The sequence below is a fragment of the Streptomyces sp. NPDC050619 genome, assembly GCF_040654815.1.
Classification (GTDB): domain Bacteria; phylum Actinomycetota; class Actinomycetes; order Streptomycetales; family Streptomycetaceae; genus Streptomyces.
Map to the genome: position 1 here is coordinate 95,857 of NZ_JBFAIR010000032.1, position 17,050 is coordinate 112,906.

The 17,050-nt window shown below is 69.2% G+C and carries 15 protein-coding genes; 6 read left to right on the forward strand and 9 right to left on the reverse strand.

What is annotated here, in order from left to right; all coding sequences use genetic code 11:
- Positions 1–7: 7 nt before the first annotated feature.
- From AB0I77_RS39240 to AB0I77_RS39265, 6 genes are all read right to left on the reverse strand, one after another.
- Positions 8–508, reverse strand: a complete 501-nt coding sequence (locus AB0I77_RS39240; protein ID WP_363287589.1) for an NUDIX domain-containing protein — start codon at positions 506–508, stop codon at positions 8–10.
- A gap of 100 nt (positions 509–608) precedes the next feature.
- Positions 609–1,820 (reverse strand): methyltransferase, FxLD system, encoded by a 1,212-nt coding sequence (gene fxlM / locus AB0I77_RS39245; protein WP_363287590.1) that lies wholly within the window; start codon positions 1,818–1,820, stop codon positions 609–611.
- A 10-nt stretch (positions 1,821–1,830) separates the two neighbouring features.
- Complete coding sequence (locus AB0I77_RS39250) at positions 1,831–2,994, reverse strand: lanthionine synthetase C family protein (RefSeq protein ID WP_363287591.1); 1,164 nt, start codon at positions 2,992–2,994, stop codon at positions 1,831–1,833.
- Positions 2,988–6,005, reverse strand: a complete 3,018-nt coding sequence (locus AB0I77_RS39255) for a lantibiotic dehydratase (protein WP_363287592.1) — start codon at positions 6,003–6,005, stop codon at positions 2,988–2,990. The genes AB0I77_RS39250 and AB0I77_RS39255 overlap by 7 nt, the downstream gene beginning before the upstream one ends.
- Positions 6,006–6,077: 72 nt before the next feature.
- Complete coding sequence (gene fxlA / locus AB0I77_RS39260) at positions 6,078–6,227, reverse strand: FxLD family lanthipeptide (protein WP_363287593.1); 150 nt, start codon at positions 6,225–6,227, stop codon at positions 6,078–6,080.
- A 300-nt stretch (positions 6,228–6,527) separates the two neighbouring features.
- Positions 6,528–6,965 (reverse strand): hypothetical protein, encoded by a 438-nt coding sequence (locus AB0I77_RS39265; RefSeq protein ID WP_363287594.1) that lies wholly within the window; start codon positions 6,963–6,965, stop codon positions 6,528–6,530.
- A gap of 196 nt (positions 6,966–7,161) precedes the next feature.
- Here AB0I77_RS39265 and AB0I77_RS39270 point away from each other — a divergent pair, with 196 nt between their 5' ends.
- The 4 genes from AB0I77_RS39270 (at position 7,162) to AB0I77_RS39285 (ending at position 10,074) form a co-directional block, all read left to right on the forward strand.
- On the forward strand, positions 7,162–8,613 hold the full coding sequence (locus AB0I77_RS39270; protein WP_363287595.1) for a hypothetical protein: 1,452 nt from the start codon (positions 7,162–7,164) through the stop codon (positions 8,611–8,613).
- A 14-nt stretch (positions 8,614–8,627) separates the two neighbouring features.
- Entirely contained in the window at positions 8,628–9,119 is a 492-nt protein-coding gene (locus AB0I77_RS39275) for a hypothetical protein (protein WP_363287596.1), read from the forward strand.
- A 34-nt stretch (positions 9,120–9,153) separates the two neighbouring features.
- On the forward strand, positions 9,154–9,291 hold the full coding sequence (locus tag AB0I77_RS39280) for a hypothetical protein (protein ID WP_363287597.1): 138 nt from the start codon (positions 9,154–9,156) through the stop codon (positions 9,289–9,291).
- 498 nt (positions 9,292–9,789) lie between these two features.
- Positions 9,790–10,074, forward strand: coding sequence for a hypothetical protein (locus AB0I77_RS39285; RefSeq protein ID WP_363287598.1), 285 nt, complete (start codon positions 9,790–9,792; stop codon positions 10,072–10,074).
- A 9-nt stretch (positions 10,075–10,083) separates the two neighbouring features.
- Here AB0I77_RS39285 and AB0I77_RS39290 read toward each other — a convergent pair whose 3' ends face one another.
- Positions 10,084–12,774 carry an NACHT domain-containing protein gene (locus tag AB0I77_RS39290; protein ID WP_363287599.1) on the reverse strand — a complete coding sequence of 897 codons (2,691 nt, stop codon included), beginning with the start codon at positions 12,772–12,774 and terminating at the stop codon, positions 10,084–10,086.
- A 216-nt stretch (positions 12,775–12,990) separates the two neighbouring features.
- Here AB0I77_RS39290 and AB0I77_RS39295 point away from each other — a divergent pair, with 216 nt between their 5' ends.
- Together AB0I77_RS39295 and AB0I77_RS39300 are read left to right on the forward strand one after the other, a co-directional pair.
- On the forward strand, positions 12,991–13,656 hold the full coding sequence (locus tag AB0I77_RS39295) for a DUF3159 domain-containing protein (RefSeq protein ID WP_363287600.1): 666 nt from the start codon (positions 12,991–12,993) through the stop codon (positions 13,654–13,656).
- Between the two features lie 44 nt (positions 13,657–13,700).
- Entirely contained in the window at positions 13,701–14,372 is a 672-nt protein-coding gene (locus tag AB0I77_RS39300; protein WP_363287601.1) for a helix-turn-helix domain-containing protein, read from the forward strand.
- A gap of 189 nt (positions 14,373–14,561) precedes the next feature.
- Here AB0I77_RS39300 and AB0I77_RS39305 read toward each other — a convergent pair whose 3' ends face one another.
- A complete protein-coding gene (locus AB0I77_RS39305) occupies positions 14,562–15,734 on the reverse strand; it encodes an FAD-dependent monooxygenase (protein WP_363287602.1) in 1,173 nt (390 codons plus the stop codon).
- Positions 15,735–15,860: 126 nt separating this feature from the next.
- The gene (locus tag AB0I77_RS39310; RefSeq protein ID WP_363287603.1) at positions 15,861–16,886 is read right to left on the reverse strand and encodes a transposase; all 1,026 of its coding nucleotides are present in this window, start codon (positions 16,884–16,886) and stop codon (positions 15,861–15,863) included.
- Between the last annotated feature and the right edge of the window lie 164 nt (positions 16,887–17,050).

The window sequence follows — 17,050 nt, forward strand, 5'->3', positions numbered from 1 at the left end:
CAGTCCGTCAGCGCCAACCGTCGAGCGAGACCTGAGGACCGTCCGTCAGGTAATGGTGGAGGGCGCTGGCGGTGGTGTCCACGAACTCTTCCGGGATGGCGTCAGCGTCGGCCCAGCAGACTTGGGAGTGCTTGCGGGGTTCGCGGTTTTCGGGTTCGCCCGTCCACTCATGGGCGGCGAAGACAACGGTGAGGAAGCCGTTCGGTGCTTCGACGCCCCAGGCGCCGTGGTTGATGTGGGCGACCTTCAGCGCTTCCGGCTTCACGGTCAGGCCGGTCTCCTCGTACAGCTCCCGCACGGCTGTTTCGGTGATGGGCTCGCCGGGTTCGCTCTTGCCGACGGGGAGGTCCCACATGCCCTGGGCGAACTTGGCGTTCTCGCTGCGCTGGAGGAGGACGACACGGTTGGTGGCCTTGTCGTGGACGATGACGGCGGCGACCAGCAGGGTCATGGATTCGGAGGCGGGTTTGAGGGCTTCGGGCTGGTCGTCTGTCTTCGGCTGAGCCACAGAAAATCCCTTCGTCGACCAAGAGCAAGGTGATCGCCTGATGTCCGGAGGGCATGGAATCAATCAGGCCGCGCCCTCGGACGGCGAGCATGTCGCACGGCTAGGCGTTCGTCTCGGTCAGGGACAGGACGCTGCGGCTATCCGGCTTGTCGATGACATGCCCCTTCGGCAGTTCGCTGTCTGGGGCGCCGGCCGGATGGATGGTCATGTGCGGTACCGCAGCGCGGTCGGTACCCCAGTCAGTGATGTGGGCGATCAGGTTCCGCGCCAGGGGGGTCGCGTGAGGCCCGTAGCCAGCAGCGCCAAGTCGGGACGGTCGTTCGAGATCTGCGTTGTCACGTTCGGCGATCAGGAAGGCAAGGGAGCTGCCGGATACGAGGGCAGGGCTGCGGCCGGGGATTGCGGGGCGTCGTACACCGTCCTCCAGGGCCTGCTTGGTGACTTCGATGCGGCAGACGGTGTCGTCGGACGCGGTGGCGCGCAGCCAGATACCGTCGAAGGTCTCCTCGCTGCCTACCCGGGCTTGCGACCACAGTTCGGTGTACTGGGCGGAGAACACCTCGGCGAGCTGGCCGGGTTCGACGGGCTGGTCCTGGTCGTGGTGGAGGCGGACGGCGCCGTTGGCCAGTTCGGTGGTGCGTTCGCCGCGCTGACCGATGATGGGGACGAAGCCGCACAGTTCCATGTCGTCGGACATCAAAGCGTCGCCGTGGCGGGTGAGGGCGACGGAGCGGGTCTGGCCGCGCCAGCGGAGCGGGAGGACGAGTCGGCCGCCGTCAGCGAGCTGCTGCCACCAGGTGGTGGGGACGTCCCACAGGCCGACGGTGGCGATCATCCGGGTATAAGGGGCGTGCTCGGGTGCGCCCTTCAGGCCGTCTCGTTCCATGACCCTGACGTGTTCGTATCCGGTGCGGTTGAGGGCCTCGCGAGCGTGCAGGGCGACGCCGGGGTCGATGTCAATGGTGGTGACCTGCCCGTCGGGACCGACGAGTTCGGCGAGGAGAGCGGCGTTGTAGCCAGTGCCGGCGCCGATCTCCAGGATGTGGTCGCCGGGCTGCGGGTCGAGTTGGGCGAGCATCATCGCGACCGTGGAAGGCACGGAGGCGCAGGACAGGGCAAGCGGGCCGCCGGGGTTGTCCTTGATGGTGACGGCCCGATTCGTGTAGGCGTCGGCCGGGTCAAGACCGGGCAGGTGGAGGTCACGGCGGACGGTGCGCATGGCCTGCTCGATCGGGGCGGGCAGCGGACGCTTGGCGATGATCTCGTCCACAAGTCGGTTGCGCAGGTCTTCGATGGCGGGGGTGTTGTTCACCGTGGCTCTTTCAGTTGAGGAGGAGGCAGGTCTCCCACCCCGTGGCAATGGGGCGTGCGGGGTTGAGGGTGTGGAGCGTGAGCAGGATTCCGTCGCCACCGGTCAGGAGCCCGGCAGTATCGGGTAGCGGCTGATCGGCCACGTGGGTGGCGAAGCGGGAGCGGAGGGATGGCAGAACACGTCGGAGTGCGCTGTCCTGCGCGGTGTCGGCGGCCGAGCGTTCCGCGGCAAGGCAGAGTCCGGCCCAGCCGTGGCAGACCGTTGCGTTGTCGACCCGGGCGAGTTGTTCGGGATCAGCGGCACAGGCCGTGAAGGCGTCCTCAGCCAGGCGCCGGGGCGTCGCACGCGAGCACGCGATTGCTGCGAGTTGCAGGGCGCGTGCGATGCCGGGAGTGCCGTAACACCACGATGGTCTAGATGGTCTATTGGGGCACTCCGGTACGGGTGATCTGCTGAGCCACTCGCTGAGAGTGAGGGACTCAGGCCAAGCGGGGCTGCCGTCGGTGAGGTAGTGCGCTCGCTCTTCCAGCAGGCGGCAGCCCTGCGTCAGGGCCTGGTGCTGGCCGGCCACGCTGTGCCCAGCGCGAGTGCTCAGAGCCAGGAGCGCGATAGGCCCGGCCACACCGTGCGCCATGCCGAAGTTGCCGTGCCCCGTCGGCCAGGCGGTGCCGGGCCGGCCGCTCGGACCGTCCGAGGTCCACCAACCCGGTACTTCCTCCCCGTGCACTGTGATCGACTCTTGGAGAAGCCGCACCACGTAGCGCAGGACATCGTCGAGTAACTCCGGTTGCGTGCCTCGCTGCAGAAGTAGCGCGCCCAGCCCGGTCAGACCAGAGATCAGGTCGTATTCCCGCATTCGCGGCGGGCGGCCTGCCTCCATGCGGCGATGAGCGTCCGCGAGTCGTGTGCGTACGAGCGTGGTGAGCACGCTGTCGAGGTTGCCCAGTGCGGAGCGGTAGGCCGAGTGGCCGGCTGTGTGGAGGACGTAGGCCACGGCCGGTGCCCCGCGGTAGAGGCTCGCACCGGCGGGATGGACGGCGGCCGGTTGTCCGGCCAGAGTCCTTGCGGTGGTGTGTGCCGTGTCCCATTGCCCACTGTCCTGGGCGAGGACCACCCGGTAGAGGGCGGTTCCGGCGAACCCACGGCCCAGGTCGTGGACGGCGTCGTTCACCATGTTGCCCCCTGCGCCAGGACGGAGCGGCATGCCTGCCGGGCGGCATGGCGGCAGGCTGCCTCGGCTTCCCGGCCCGGACCCATGATCCGGTTGTGGTGCATGTGCAGCAGCGATTCCAGCACCGGGCCAGTCTGCTCGTCGGTGAGATGAGACCGGTACTTGGCGAGGGCGGTACGACGCCGTTCGTACGCGTTGGCCAGGCGGGCCAGCCCCTCTGGGTGTCGCGTGAGGGCTTCGGCTCGGGCTCGAGCTCGGCGAAGCGTCTGGCGGGTGACGCTGAGGATGCCCTTGCCCCGAGCGGGTGTGGTTGTCAGCCAGCGGACTCCGTCCTCCTCGCCGAGGAGCCCGCACGCGGTGTCGATCATTCCGAGTGCGCACAGGACATGCCGGTCCAGGCCAGTCAGGTCGGTGAGTGCGTACCGTGTCGCGTCACTGTCGGCGACGAACACGGCCTCGGCGGCCCTCAGAGTTGGCCCGGCCCCGTATCGGCCGGACTCGGGCCGATAGCCGTCGAAGACGAGCCGGGAGGCGAGCGCATCGCGCTGCAGGTGCGTGGCCCAACAGGCAATGGCCTGAGTCACCGTTGCGTGCTGTTCCGGGCGGTGCGCAGCGATACGCAGCCGGAGGTGGTCCTCCTCCTGCCCGGTGCGGTAGCGCACGAACCAACTGTCGGGGGCGCCCAGCGATTCGAGGAGGCCGGGCAGACGGCGGGTGAGGATCTGGTCCATGACCGTCGGATGGGTGAACAACTTGGCCTGCACCCACCGCTGCTGGTCGTCTCCGGGCATCGGCAGTGTCCGGTTGGTCACGACCGGGGCCGCCGCCAGGTCCGGGTGGGGTAGGGGCGGCAGGGTGGAGGTGAGCGGCAGGGTGATTTCGTGGGCGTGGCCGATCCAGCCGAAGTCCCGCTCGTCGGGGGCTTCGAGTAGCTCGGCATTGCCGTGGCGCCGGAGGTGGCCGTGGAGGAGCCGTGCGTGCAGTGATTCGGTCAGATCGAGGCGCAGGGTGCGGTCGTTGTCGCAGAGTTCAAGCAGCTGCGGGCATTTCCACGTCCGCGCCCAGTCGGCCAGCGCCGCCTGCCAGGCCGGCTGGAAGGGCCCGGGTGGGAGGTCGGTGGCGGCCAGGCGCCAGCGGGCCGGGGAGAGGATCGCCTTGTGGTAGCGAACGAGAGGTAGATACGGCATCCCGACCGCGAGGGGTCCCCAGTCGAACTGAGTCCAGGCGGTGGCGAAGCCGCGGCCGAGGAGTGCGATGAAGCGAGCGATCGGCGGGGCCTGCTTCTCCAGGGCGAGCGGGTGCAGGACGACCGGCTCGACAATACGGCGCCGCGAGAGGCTGACCAGATGCAGCCGCTTGCTGGTCGACAGCACCGCCAGATCATCCAGCGGGATCAAGTTGTCGGCCGGGGCCCGGTGCTCGCCGACGGGGATCACGTAGGGCAACAGGGCGGGAGTGCGGGCCACGTTCTCGGCGTGCGGGTGGACCGGGGCGAAGGAGAGTTGGGCGGGCAGCGCGCCGTCGACCAGAGTGGGCAGTCGCCGGTAAACCTCGTCGAGGCCGCTGTCCGGGAGGGCGGTGGCAAACCGGCCGGTGAGGGTGCCAGTGCTCCAGGCGGGACGCACGGACACCGTGAAGTCACCGTGGTCCAGGGCCTGTGTCGACGACGCGTGTACCCGCACCGCCATCTCGACGTGTGGGGCGATGGCCGCGTCGTCACGGCTGGTGTGGGCGCACAGCTCATCAAGATCCGCGTCAGTGAGCCGGATCTCCCGGACGCCGGTGAGCGCTGCCTTCCACGCCTTGGTCATCAGCAGCTCATCACGCGGAAGTGCCTTCGCCGGGGGCTCTGGCCACACCGACATCGGGAAGTCGGCCGGCAGTCCCACCCCGGCGGCCAGATCGACCGCATCCCGCAGCGGTACGAGGCTGCCGGCCCCGTACCGTTCCCAGAACAGGCCGTGGTACGCGGCCCACATGGGCTTCTCGCCCACGTTCCGGGTCATCCGGAGCAGTGCGTTCGCGGCGCACTCGGCCTCCTCCATTACCGGTGTCGGGACGCGGACCGTGGCGTCGAGTCGCAGGTCGACGCTGAGCCGTACGCGGCCGCGTTCACTGACGCCACTCATGCGCTTCTCGGCCGTACCGCGCAGTTCCTGCGCAGCGGCCGGATCTCCTGCCACATCATGCTCGGCGAGCAGACGACACACGTCTTCCAAGTCGTCGAGCAGACTGACCGTTTCGGGCTTCAGGCGGTCTGCGAGGGGACGCAGAACACGCAGCATGTGCCCGAAGGGGTCGGGGTCCGTCAGGGGTGCCGACACGTCACTGATCAGGAGGCCTGCCTCCAACGTGTCCGTGAGGAGCCGCTGGACCTGCTCGGCCGTGCCGCCCAGCGCGATCAGCCGATCGGTGATCTCCTGGCACGGAACGGGGTATTCGGCCAGCGCGAGGATCGTAGCGAGAGGCCGGGTGACTGTTGCGCTCGCGGTGCGTCCACCGGAGAGGGGGCGCACCAGTACGTCGCCGTGCTGGGCCGCCAGATCGTTGATCTGAACGGTCAGGTGGGACAGGACGTCCGGCCGCCGCTGGAGGTCCCGGCGGACGTGGTCGAGCCAAAGCGTGTCTGGACGGGCAATGGCGCGGTGGCCGGTGCCCACTCGGCCTTCGGCCGGACCGCACTCTGCGGCAGTCACGCCGGCGAACAGACCGAACGGCGTGGGACGTCCGGCTGCGCGTAGGAGATACCGGGCGATCGCAGTCGTTGCCTTCCGCGCCTGCTTCGGCTGGACACTGTGCTCTTCAAGAATGTGGTCGACGGCACGCGCGAGTTGTGGGGACGCCGCCCGCACCGCGGCAGCGAAGGGCAGGAGGGCCCAAACGTCAGCGAGCCAACGGCGGCAGTCGGCCGGATCGTCGAGCTCGGGCCACTGGGTGTGCTGAGCGGTGAGCGGGAGCACGGCGGCCCGCAGCAGGAGTGCGTCACCGCGTTGGAGCTGTCTGGTCTGCGTCATCGTGGGTTCCCGTCCGGCTAAGGCCGGTGCGGGCCGGGAGTGGCTCCGGCCCGCACCGGATCGGAGCGTTGGTCAGCTCGTGCAGGAGGAAGCGCAGGTGGACTCGCACCCGTCGCTGGTGTCGCAGTCCTCGGCCACCGGCACCGGCGCGTCCGTGATCGCGATGGTGAGCTGCCAGTCGTCGCTGGTGATGGGTGCCGTCTCGGGCGTCGCGGTTGCCATTCCAGTACCTCCGAAGGGGTGGTTGGCCGCCCACGGGAAGCGTGGACGGGGGAGCGCGGGCCCCCCGCACCCGGCTGCCACGGGCTTGCATGCAGCTGGCTGCGCGGATACCGCGTTCAGGCGCGCTGAGGGCCGCTGAATCTCGGGGGCTTTGCCCCGCTCTCTGCCGGGACCATGCGGCTGGGGGAGCCGTTGAAAAGGAGTGCGGTCACCGGCAGAGAGCAGGAATTCAAAGGGTGGACGGGACGGTCGAGACCGCGACGCCGATCACCAAGCCGCAGGACGCGGAGATCATGACGATCAGTAGCGGTCCGGTGAAGCGGGCCGGCCAGCCCCGCTGGTCTCCCCAACGACGGTCAGTGCAATGGTGAGGTCGCCGGCGGCCGTGTGAGCGGGGCCGTCGGCGGGATCGCTCACCCAGCGCAGCAGTCCGTCCTCCCACCCTGGAGGAGCCAGCACGACCCACGAGCCCTCGCCGAGCGCGTGGGTCTGCTCCTGCTGCCATCTCCGTGCGGTGCCGGGCGGGGTGAGGAAGTACGCCTGGCCGTTGCCTTGGTCGTGCAGCACGGGCCCCACGGGAGTGCCGGAGGCTTCGAGAAAGCGCACGGCCCGTACACCGATGGCGGCCTCTACGCGGATGGCATCCCAGTCCTGGCCGGCGGCGAAGAGTGTCGGCTCACTCAGACGCCTCGCCCAGGTCGCCCGGGGCAGGCGGGGCTGATGTGAGTGCAGGGCCATGGCTCTCCTCCGTCCGCTGGAATCTCGTCGCCGAACCTTCGTGGTCCGTCACCGACGAGGTTCAGGTGTTCACCAAGCGTCGCCGGGCGTGAGCAACTGCGGTATGACCAGCGGGTGTTACCGAGGCGGGAATACACTCGTTCCCGGCTTCGTAAGAAGCTTGATCGCGCCTACGATCACACCGGAAGTTGGCCTCATGGACGCCACCACCCCCGGCCCGCTCGCTCCCGACCTCCTCGAACGCGAGGATGTCCGGCGAGCCCTGGCAGAGCACGACTTCGCAGGCGCCTTCGCCTTGATCAAGAAGTACGGCGGCCTGTCCCAGAACCGCATCGCCTCCGCCTGCCACCTCACACCGGGCAAGGTCTCCACGATCATCAGTGGTCAGCAGCAGGTCACAAGTTTCGAGGTCATCTGCCGCATCTCCGACGGACTCCGGATCCCGGGCCACCTTCTTGGACTCGCTCCGCGTGTTTGGGAGACCCGGCCGGTCCAGGAGGTGCCCTTGCCGGACCCTGAAGGTGAGCAGGCCGGCGCCGATGAGGTCCCCTGGCGGCCGGATGCCACCGTGGATCTGGCCGCGAACCTGACGAGGAGCGATCTCGTGATGGACCGACGAGCCGCGACGCGCGCTCTGGCCGGGGCCGCCGTCACCGGCGCTGGCCTGCTCGACCCCCTGGAGGGGTGGCTCCAGCCTGCGGGCTCCGCCGCCCGGTCACGTCGCCGCGGTCGGCTCGGGCTACGGGAGGTCGAGGAGCTGGAGTCCACTGCTCGCGCGTTCCGAGCCTGGGACCACAAGTACGGTGGCGGTCTGCGCCGCAAGGCCGTACTGGGCCAGCTCAGCGAGGTCGCCGCTCACCTCGACGAACACCAGGCGCCGCAAGTCGAGCAGCGCCTGTACCAGGTCATGGCGCAGCTGGCCGGCACGGCGGCCACCATGGCCTGGGATACGGGACTCCAGCGCCGCGCCCAGAACTACTACCTACTCGCCCTGCGCGCCTCCCACGCGGGCGACGACATGGTCTTCGGCGCCAACGTCCTGGCCGGCATGGCCCGCCAGATGCTCTACCGCGACCAGCCCCAAGACGCCCTCGAACTGATCCGTCTCGCCCAGGACGGCGCCCGGGACGTGGCCGGCCCCAAGACGCGCGCCATGCTCCACACCCGGGAGGCATGGGCGTACGCGGCAATGGGCCGCATCGCCGCCTTCCAGCGAGCCACCGTCCAGGCAGCCGAGGCCCTGGCCACCGCCAAGCCCAGCGAAGAGCCGTACTGGATCGCCTACTTCGACGAGGCCGAACTCGCCGGCACCACCGGAGGCCGACTCCTCGACCTCGCCCGCCAGAACCCGAAACAGCACGCCGAAGCCGCAGCCACCGAAATCCGCCAGGCCCTGGCCCGACGCGGCCCCGAGGCGAGCCGCAGCCACGCCCTGGACCGCATCGGCCTGGCCCAGTGCCACTTCCTGCTCGGCGACCTGACCGGAGCCGTGGAGGAAACCCACCACGCGGTTGACGCAGCACGCGCCACACGCTCCAGCCGCGTGCGCGCACAACTCGGCGAGCTCTACCCCTACACCGTGGGCAACAGCGCGGCCCGACCCGTGCGCGAGGCCCGCGATAGGATCCGCGACCTGCTGTCGACCTGAAAGAGGAGAGGACCGTGACGACCATCGCGGTGACCGGGCACATGGACCTGACCGAGGACAGCATCCCTCTGGTCCGCACCGCCCTGGACAACCTGCTCAAGCAGTACGCCGACGACCGCCGGCTCGTCGGCGTCTCCTGCATCGCCAAGGGCGCCGACTCCCTCTTCGCCGAAGCCGTCCTCGCCGCCGGCGGACGCCTGACCGTCGTCATCCCCTCCCAGGACTACCGGCAGAACAAGGTCAAGCCCGACCACTCCGCCCTCTTCGACCGCCTCGTCGAAGCTGCCGAAGAAGTCCTCGTGCTTCCCCACAAGACCGCCGACCGGCAGGCGTACGAGGCCGCCAACGCCGTGCTCATCGAACGCGCCGACCGCCTCGTCGCCGTATGGAACGGGGAACCCCCCACCGGCAAGGGCGGCGGCACCGCCGACACCGTCCTCGAAGCACAGGCGGCGGACATCCCTGTGGACGTCGTGTGGCCGGACGGAGCCGCTCGCCGGGGTTGAGTGCTACCCGCTGCCGACCCGGACGCCGGCCGGCGTGGACGCGAAGGCCCGCGCAGTGATCACGACGGCGTTCGCATGCCTGGATGCCGCATCGATGACGTGGGTCAACCATGACGGCAAGGGCGACATCATGGACCTGTACGACGAGTGCCTGGCTGCGGTGCGTGGCTGACCGGCCCGAAAACGGTCGGCTGTTTCCTTCGACGTGACGCCCGGCGGGCCGACAAACCCCAACCCGGACGTTCGAGACGTCAGTCAGTCGGCGAGTCGGACACACCCGCAGCGTTACCACGTCACCGGGAGCTGCCCCTTCCAGCCGCTGCCGCCACCGGGCCTGGACAGCTGCCGTGACGCGCCTGCGTCACCCGCCGCCCGGGTACTTTCCAACTCCTCGCCCGCCGCCTGGAGTTCTTCCTCGGCGGCCTCGCCCGAAGCCTCTCGTCCGAGGAACCGGGCCAGTCCGCTCCTCGCAGGCAATCGGACACCAACCGTGGAGAGATCTTGGAAGGTTGGACAGCCCGGCTCGCTGCGTGCCTCACTGCTGCCGCGCCATCCCTTCCCGGTGGCGAGGGGGAAGGGGCTGATCTAGCGTGGTCGAGGGGATCGTGGCCGCTGCTTGGGGGGTTGCGAGCACGGCCGACCGACAAGTCCTGCCTGAGGAGGCTGTGCCATGGCGCACGAAGACCTGGCTCCCACCGCGACCGCCGAGAACGGCTTCACCGTCCAGGTGAACGGCTTTGCCGTAGAACTGCCGTCCCGCCCAGGCGGGCAGTGGTCGATAAAGGAGATCTTCGAGTGGGCCGAGCAGGCCCCCGGGTGGAGCGCGCCAAGTTGCGGGCTCCCCGGATGCGGCGACAGATGCTTCGCCCCGCCCGAGGGGACACTGATCTCGGTCCCGGAAGGAGCCGATTTCTCCGTCATGTCCCCTGTGGAGGTGCAACGGTTGAACGCATGAGGCTGCCCCTCACCCGGTCTCACCCGTCACCGCTTCGGTGAGAACCATGCGGTCCTTCAACCTGGCGTGACAGAACTGGTAGACGGAACCCACGCGTCTCACCACGTTGAGCAGCCGCGCGTCCTCCAGGAAAGAGACCGGGGAGTGCGGAAGTCTCCGTGTCGCGGCCAGTCGCATGCACGTCTCGCGGTACATGAAATAGGCCGTGTCCGAGGCGACCAGCACACCGGCGGCGAGTCCGATGGCGAAACACGCCTCCGGGCTCGCCAGCCAATCGCCGATCGCATGCACCGCCTGCATGCTGTGGGTCAGGTCCGCCAGGTAGACGACCCACCACTTGAGCATGGGCGGTACCAGAGCGAGCACGACGACCGTGGCGGCGACCTTCCGGTCACCGTTCAGGGTCGACAGGGGAGTGGCCTGATCCAGATCGGCAGACGTACGGGCCCAGCGGACAATGGCAAGGCCGATACCGAAGAGGATCCCGAAGTACGCGCCCAGAGCGACGGCGGACGCGATTCTCTCCCACACAGGAACGTGGCCGTCCCACGGGGAGAGGTAGGCGAGGACCAGTCCCAGGGCCGAACCGAACAGCAGGCCGCGACCGAGCGTGTGGGGGAACTGCGACAGCAGCAGGGCTCCTCGGCCCCGGAGACGGAAGTCCAGATACGTCGGCCGTGAGGAGCCGCCGCTCAGTCCCAGGCCGGTGAGCACACCGATGATCAGGAGGAACAACAACGCCCGGAAGCTCGCGCGTTGGTTGGCGAACGACAGATCGCCGGACAGGTCCACGAACTCCAGTCCCAGCACGGGCTGATCCGGCACCTGCCGGATCGAGAGGTACGCGAGGGCTCCCGCGAGTTCGGTGCCCAGCCAGAAGAGAAATCCGAAGGTAAGCACTTTCCGGAGCCGTGCCAGGCCCACGGATCCCCTGTGCCGCCGGTGGGGAATGACGGCATGTCCGTGGAGTGCCCGCCGCAGCACCGAGACCAGCAGTACGCCCAGTGTGAACAGGCCCATGAACGCGGCCCACAGGAGGCCCATCCTGAGCCCCGTCATGGGCGCCATACCCGTGGCGTGGTCGGGTCGGTCGAACACCGGGGCGGCTGTATCGGTCCAGTGCTCGATGAACGCACCGACGCATACCGCCAGCGGCGCGATGACCGCGCACAGGATGCCCACGCGACGCAGGCCACCCCAGAAACCCTCCCCATTCCCCCTCACTCCCCCGCCCCCCACATACGCCTGCCGGATCGCCACAGCCCCCGCCACCCCCGTGGCGATCGTGATGACCAGGAACCCCACAAGCCGAGCGAACGGCCCCAACACGAAGTTGAACCAGTCCCCGGCCATACACCCCGCCCCCAACCCCAGCACCGCCCCCGCCAACGGCGCCGACAGCGGCCCCGCCGGATCGTGCGGCAGCGTCCGGTGCAGCTGCCACCAGGCGATGTCGTCCGTGTCGTGGCGCTCGAGGTGCGCGGCGAGGAAGCGGAGCGTGTTGTGGGCCTCCTCCGGGTGCCAGCGCGCCGCAGCCGCGCGGCGGGCGTCGGGGACGGAGGGGTCCAGGGGGGTGCGTGTGCCGTTGAAGACGGCCGGGACGAGCGCGTCCAGCAGGTGGTGCTGGAGGGCTGTCGGATCGGTGAAGCGGGCGAGCCGGCCGGGGTCGGTGCCGGGTGCGGCGTAGACGGTGCGGGCGAGCCAGACGTTGAGCGGGAGCGAGAACGTCGTCGCGAGCGTTCCCTGGGGGTCGCGTTCGAGTTCGTCGATGACGAGCTGCCACGCGCTCATACGACGCGGCGCGACCGTGTCCCGCAGATAGTCGCTGACGTCGTCGGCGGCGACCGGCCGGGCCATCACCACGGCCGCCCCGGTGACCACGTCGGCGGCCCCGACGGCCTGGTCGAACTCGGCTGCCCGCGAGGTGAGGACGAGCGGACCGTGCACGGCGATCGCGTGGTTGACGGCCGTGAGTGCCTCCGGCCGCAAGGCCTCGGGCAGTTCGTCCAGTCCGTCGAGCACGGGCAGGACCCGCGCCTCGGCGACCAGCCTCCTGGCCGCGTACCTGCCGTACTCCTCGTGGTTGCGCAACGCCGGGTAGTCCTCGTGGATGCGGCGCGCCATCCATCCGGTCAGCGGCTCGTGGCGCGGGTTCCACGACGACAGGTCGAGGAGCACCGGTACGGGCTGTCCGGGCTCGGGGTGCTCCACGAGTTCGCGCACCAACAGCATGGCCAGCGTGGTCTTGCCCGAGCCGGGTTCTCCGAGGATGACCAGGCGGCGGTGGGGCAGGGCGCGGAAGCCCGCCGTGAAGCCCGCGATGTCGTCGGTGCGGCCGGTGAGCACCCTGCCGACGATGCGCACATGGTCGCCCGCCTCCGTCTGGGCGCTGCGCCAGCGAACGGCCAGCGGGCTGGGGTCCAGCAGGCCTTGCGCCGCCACCTCCTCGGTCCATTGGCGGCGCACCATGGCGGAGAGCGCCCCGGCGGCCCGGTCCAGCTCGTCGACGCTCGCGGGACGGGCGGGGCGGGACCGGTGCCGCGACCACCCCAGGACGCCCACGGTCGCGGACAGCAGCACGCTGAGGGACGTCACGGCGGTCTCACCACCGGTGCGTACCGCCACGACGACGAGTGCCGTGAGGCCGGCCAGTCCCGCCGCGCCCACGAGCCATGGCCACCAACGTCCGTGATCTCCCATGAGCGGAGTATCCGACGTGAATTCGCATAAGTCCCTGTTCGCCACACCCCAGTTCGACTGATGCGGCCTTCCGGACGTCCGGCGCACTCCCTCCATCACGTGACGGACGTCATACCGCAGACGGTAGCCCGACTCTGTCACTTGACGCCAAGATGTCATTAAGTGACACACCGGAGCCGTGACTCGTCCCCTACGAACCCGGAAGAGATGATCACCATGAAGACCACGCCCCACCAGGACACGACGAACGACGCGCAGGCGACCGCGAGGAGCGGTCAGCCGGAGCGGAAGTCGGCCCTCGAGCAGGCGGGCGGGACCAAGGCACTGGTCTACTCGGCGCTGCCCGTCCTGGCCTTCGTCGTCGCCAACAACGCCCGCGGGCTGAGGACGGCGATCGTCGCCTCGATCGCCCTCGCGCTGGGCATCGCCGTGGAGCGTCTGGCGCGCAGGGAATCGGTCATGCCGGCTCTCGGCGGAGTGTTCGGTGTCGCGATCGCCGCCGGCATCTCCTGGTGGACCGGTTCCGCCAAGGACTACTTCCTCATCGGCATCTGGGCAAGCCTGGCCGGCGCCGTCCTCTTCCTCGCCTCCGTGCTGGTGCGCCGGCCCCTGGCCGGTGTGATCTGGAACTCCGCGACCGGCAAGGGGGATGCCTGGCGCGCGGACAGGCGCTCCCGGTTCTACTACGACATCGCCACCCTGGTGCTGGCCTTCGTGTTCGGTGCCCGGTTCGTTGTCCAGGGGTACCTCTACAAGGCGGACAAGGTCGACGCGCTGGGCGTGGCCAAGATCGTCATGGGTTACCCGCTGTTGGGCGTTGCTCTCCTGGTGGTCGCCTGGGCCGCCCGGTGCTCCAACAAGCGTCACTTACAGTCATCGTGACACTTGGTGTGCCGTCATGAGCGATGAGCGGATGGGTGGTGTGCGTGGCTTCGACCGAGCGCAGCCGAGGCGGGATGAGCGAGCAACGGCGCCGTCGCGTGCGCCTGGAGATCTCGCGTGAGGCTGCCCGCCTGTTCTGGGAACAGGGCGTGGATGCCACCAGCGGCGACCAGATCGCGGCGGCGGTCGGCCTGTCGACCCGTACCATCTGGCGTCATTTCCGCAGCAAGGAGAGCTGCGCCGAACCGATCGTGACGCAGAGCGTGGAATGGGAGATGACCACCCTGCGCAGCTGGCCTCCGAATCTCTCCCTCGAAGAGCATTTCGCCGCGGAGTCGAGCAGATTCGCCCGCGAGGCCAGTGCGATGGAGCGTGCCGACACCATGTTGGGCGTCAAGATGATCCGGCTGGCCGACACGGAGCCGGCCCTTCGTACGGCCTGGCTGATGGCCTGCGACCAGGTGGAACGCGAGATGGCCGAGATCGTCGCGATCCGGTTGGGGCTCAAGGCCGACGACCTTGAGGTACGCCTGCACGCCGCGGCGGCTTCGGCAGCTCTGCGGGTCGTCAACGAGTACATCGGAGCCGCCCTCCTGGACGGCGTCGACCCTCGGGAGTTCGCCGACGCCCCCGCCCGCATCGCGAACGCCGTACGGAGGGCCACCGCGGGAACCGTGGGCGACCCGGTCCCGGCCGACACGGGCCGGCGGGAGTGAGTGGGGGCCGCCACAGGCCCTGACCGTGCGCGGCCCTGACCGGGCGGCCACCCCCCACAGGGAGTCCGCCACGGGAACGCCGCCGGAGTCCAGGGCTTCGTCAGCAAGTCGGCGGAACCCGCGCACATCACGTCGGTCATCAACACGCGCACGAGGGCGACCGGCCGCACGCGCAGACACCCGGCCTGCCTATCCCGCACCCCTGCCGCAGAATTGGGAAACTCCGCATGGCACGCCGTCCAAGCGATCCGACGCGGTGCCTGTCGGAAGGAAGTCGTGCGCGAGGGCTTGATCGTCAGTCCAACGGGACTCGCCGTACCCGGGTCCGCATCCTGAAGGGATGTCACGCGCTTGCTCACCGCGGCGTGTGTCGTACTCGGCAAGCCACCCCCGCGCACCTCCGCATGAGGCGTCCCACGACTTGCCGAGTTCGACGGCGTCCTTCAGCGCGTGGTGCATGCCTGACACCTCGAGCGGACGTGCCGGCTGCGTGGTGTCACCGACCAGCGCGACCCTGCCGCCCGCCCAGCCCGACGTGGGCTTGCGGCTGGGGACTGTCCAGGCCCGCCAGTGCTCGCCCATCGTCAGGGCGTTGCGGGCGGCGTATCCGATGTCCGGGAAGGCCGCGAGCACTTGCTCCAGATCCACTCGTGCGCCGAGGAGGCTGTCGCCGGTGTGACGGTGCCGGGTGGCCGAAAGACTCAGGTACCTGTAGTCGGGCAGAGGGTAGTGCGACACATGCCATTCCGCCCCGAGCCAGCATGTCGCCGCGCGATGCTGCCATCGGCTGGCGACCAGTTCCATCGGAATGACGGCGCGGTAGACCGCACGCCGCTCCTGCGCAGCGGCGCAGGCCTGTTGCGCTTCGTCGTGGGCGATGGAGCGGGCGCCATCGGTGAGGATCAGGGCATCCCCGGTGACGCTACGTCCGTCGGCGAGGGCGGCAACCACCGATTCACCGTGCTGGGTGTAGCCGACCACGCGGCTGTCCGCACACAGCTGGACGGCGTCCAGATCCCAGCACTCCTCGAGCAGCGGTTCGTACACATCCAGCCGGTGAGCCGTCGCGTGTGCCGAACAGGGCCACCCGTGACCGGCGGGCAGCGGCTCCGAGGTGACCGGCTCCCCGGTCGAGCCGTCCATGACGCGGAATTCACTGATCGTCAGCGACCGTTCGCGTACGGCTTCGCCCACTCCCAGCTGGTCCAGGAGCTGGAAGCCATGGGGCGCCAACCGGACCCCCGCTCCGCTCTCGGTGAAGACCGGCCGCTGCTCCAGTACGAGAACGTGGTGGCCCCTCTTCCCCAGAGCGACCGCTGTGGCCAGACCGCCGATGCCACCGCCGGCAACCAGAATGCGCATGGCTCGATGATGGGTCCCCAGGGGCCGCGCGGGCGATGCGATCAAGTCCCTTGTGTCAGAACCTCGCGGAGAGGTGACACAGCCCGGAGAAAGATGTTTAGCCAACCCAGTGTCCGTTTTGGTCATTTACGCCCCATGGCCGATCCGCTCCATGGAGTCCATGCACTGGCTCCACGGGCGGACCCGGGCCCTGGCCGCCGCGACCACCTGAGCGACGTGCGCGGCCGCCGCCAAGGTCATGTGCCGATGCCAGCCGTCGGAAGTCCGTCCCTTGTAGTCGAGGGTCCCCACATGTGATGCGGAACTGGCGAAATCCTGCTCGACGCGCTGCGTGGCATTGGCAAGCCGCAGGAGGACCCCCAGGGGTGTTGCCACCAGGTTGGTGAGCCAACACCGAACCGGCTGCTCCTGTCCAGTGTCCCACTGGCCCAACAGCAGGAGTGGACGGTCGGCCCATTCCACACGAACACCGGCGACCAGGCTTCTGCGCACGTCGCCCGTCGCCGGGTCCGTCCACTCCACCGGACGCCGCAGCATGCGGCTGAGCTGGAGCAGCCGGGCGGCGGGAAGCGAACGGCGTGCCCGTCCCTGTGCCTGATCCTGCACCATCAGGTTGGCGGGCACGGCGGACAGCAGGGGCGCGCCTGCGTCCATGTACCGGTCGAAGGCCGGACGCAGGTCGGCCCCTGGGATGTCCAGGACCACCGGACGAGGCCCGACCGCACACTGGTCGAATCCCAGAGTCGCCGACGCGACGCACTCCGCGGCCTGCTGGCCGGAACGCAGCAGGTTCCATTTCACGGGGACGGTGACGTTCTTGGCCACACCCCACACTCCGATGGCCTGCCCGGTCCCCCTGGGGATGGGCCGTGACTGCACCACCCAGGCGGCGAACCGCAGCTCGTTGTCGGCATAGCGCTGAAGAGCGCTGCTGACCGGCTCCCAGTCCCAGGTGGAGGAGGCGATGAAGTGGTGCAGGCTCTGCGCCAGTTCGGGGCCGCCGACGTGCGAGGCGATGTTCCGGACCGACTTGCGGCCGTCGGCCGCGATCAGTCCGCTCAGATACTGGGCACCTTTGATCCGTTGGTCGCTGCGGGGCAGCGGGGCGAAGAGCGACTCGGACAGCTCGTCCAGGACTCTGCTGCTCTTCACACCGTCCGACACGAGCGGTTCGGGCCTTACGGGCCTTACGGGTCGTACGGCCTGCGGAACGCGGCGCATAGGAATCCCCCTCAAATCATGGCGTCGTTGTTTCGGATGTGGCGTGAGCGGGCGCCGTCCGAGGGCCTGAACCCGGCCGCAGAAAAGGGAAAGGC

Bases quoted from the DNA above. Each gene is read 5' to 3' on its own strand.
- AB0I77_RS39250 (WP_363287591.1), bottom strand. From the start codon at position 2,994: ATGGTGAACGACGCCGTCCACGACCTGGGCCGTGGGTTCGCCGGAACC.
- AB0I77_RS39255 (WP_363287592.1), bottom strand. From the start codon at position 6,005: ATGACGCAGACCAGACAGCTCCAACGCGGTGACGCACTCCTGCTGCGG.
- fxlA (WP_363287593.1), bottom strand. From the start codon at position 6,227: ATGGCAACCGCGACGCCCGAGACGGCACCCATCACCAGCGACGACTGG.
- AB0I77_RS39265 (WP_363287594.1), bottom strand. From the start codon at position 6,965: ATGGCCCTGCACTCACATCAGCCCCGCCTGCCCCGGGCGACCTGGGCG.
- AB0I77_RS39270 (WP_363287595.1), top strand. From the start codon at position 7,162: ATGGACGCCACCACCCCCGGCCCGCTCGCTCCCGACCTCCTCGAACGC.
- AB0I77_RS39285 (WP_363287598.1), top strand. From the start codon at position 9,790: ATGGCGCACGAAGACCTGGCTCCCACCGCGACCGCCGAGAACGGCTTC.
- AB0I77_RS39290 (WP_363287599.1), bottom strand. From the start codon at position 12,774: ATGGGAGATCACGGACGTTGGTGGCCATGGCTCGTGGGCGCGGCGGGA.
- AB0I77_RS39295 (WP_363287600.1), top strand. From the start codon at position 12,991: ATGAAGACCACGCCCCACCAGGACACGACGAACGACGCGCAGGCGACC.
- AB0I77_RS39305 (WP_363287602.1), bottom strand. From the start codon at position 15,734: ATGCGCATTCTGGTTGCCGGCGGTGGCATCGGCGGTCTGGCCACAGCG.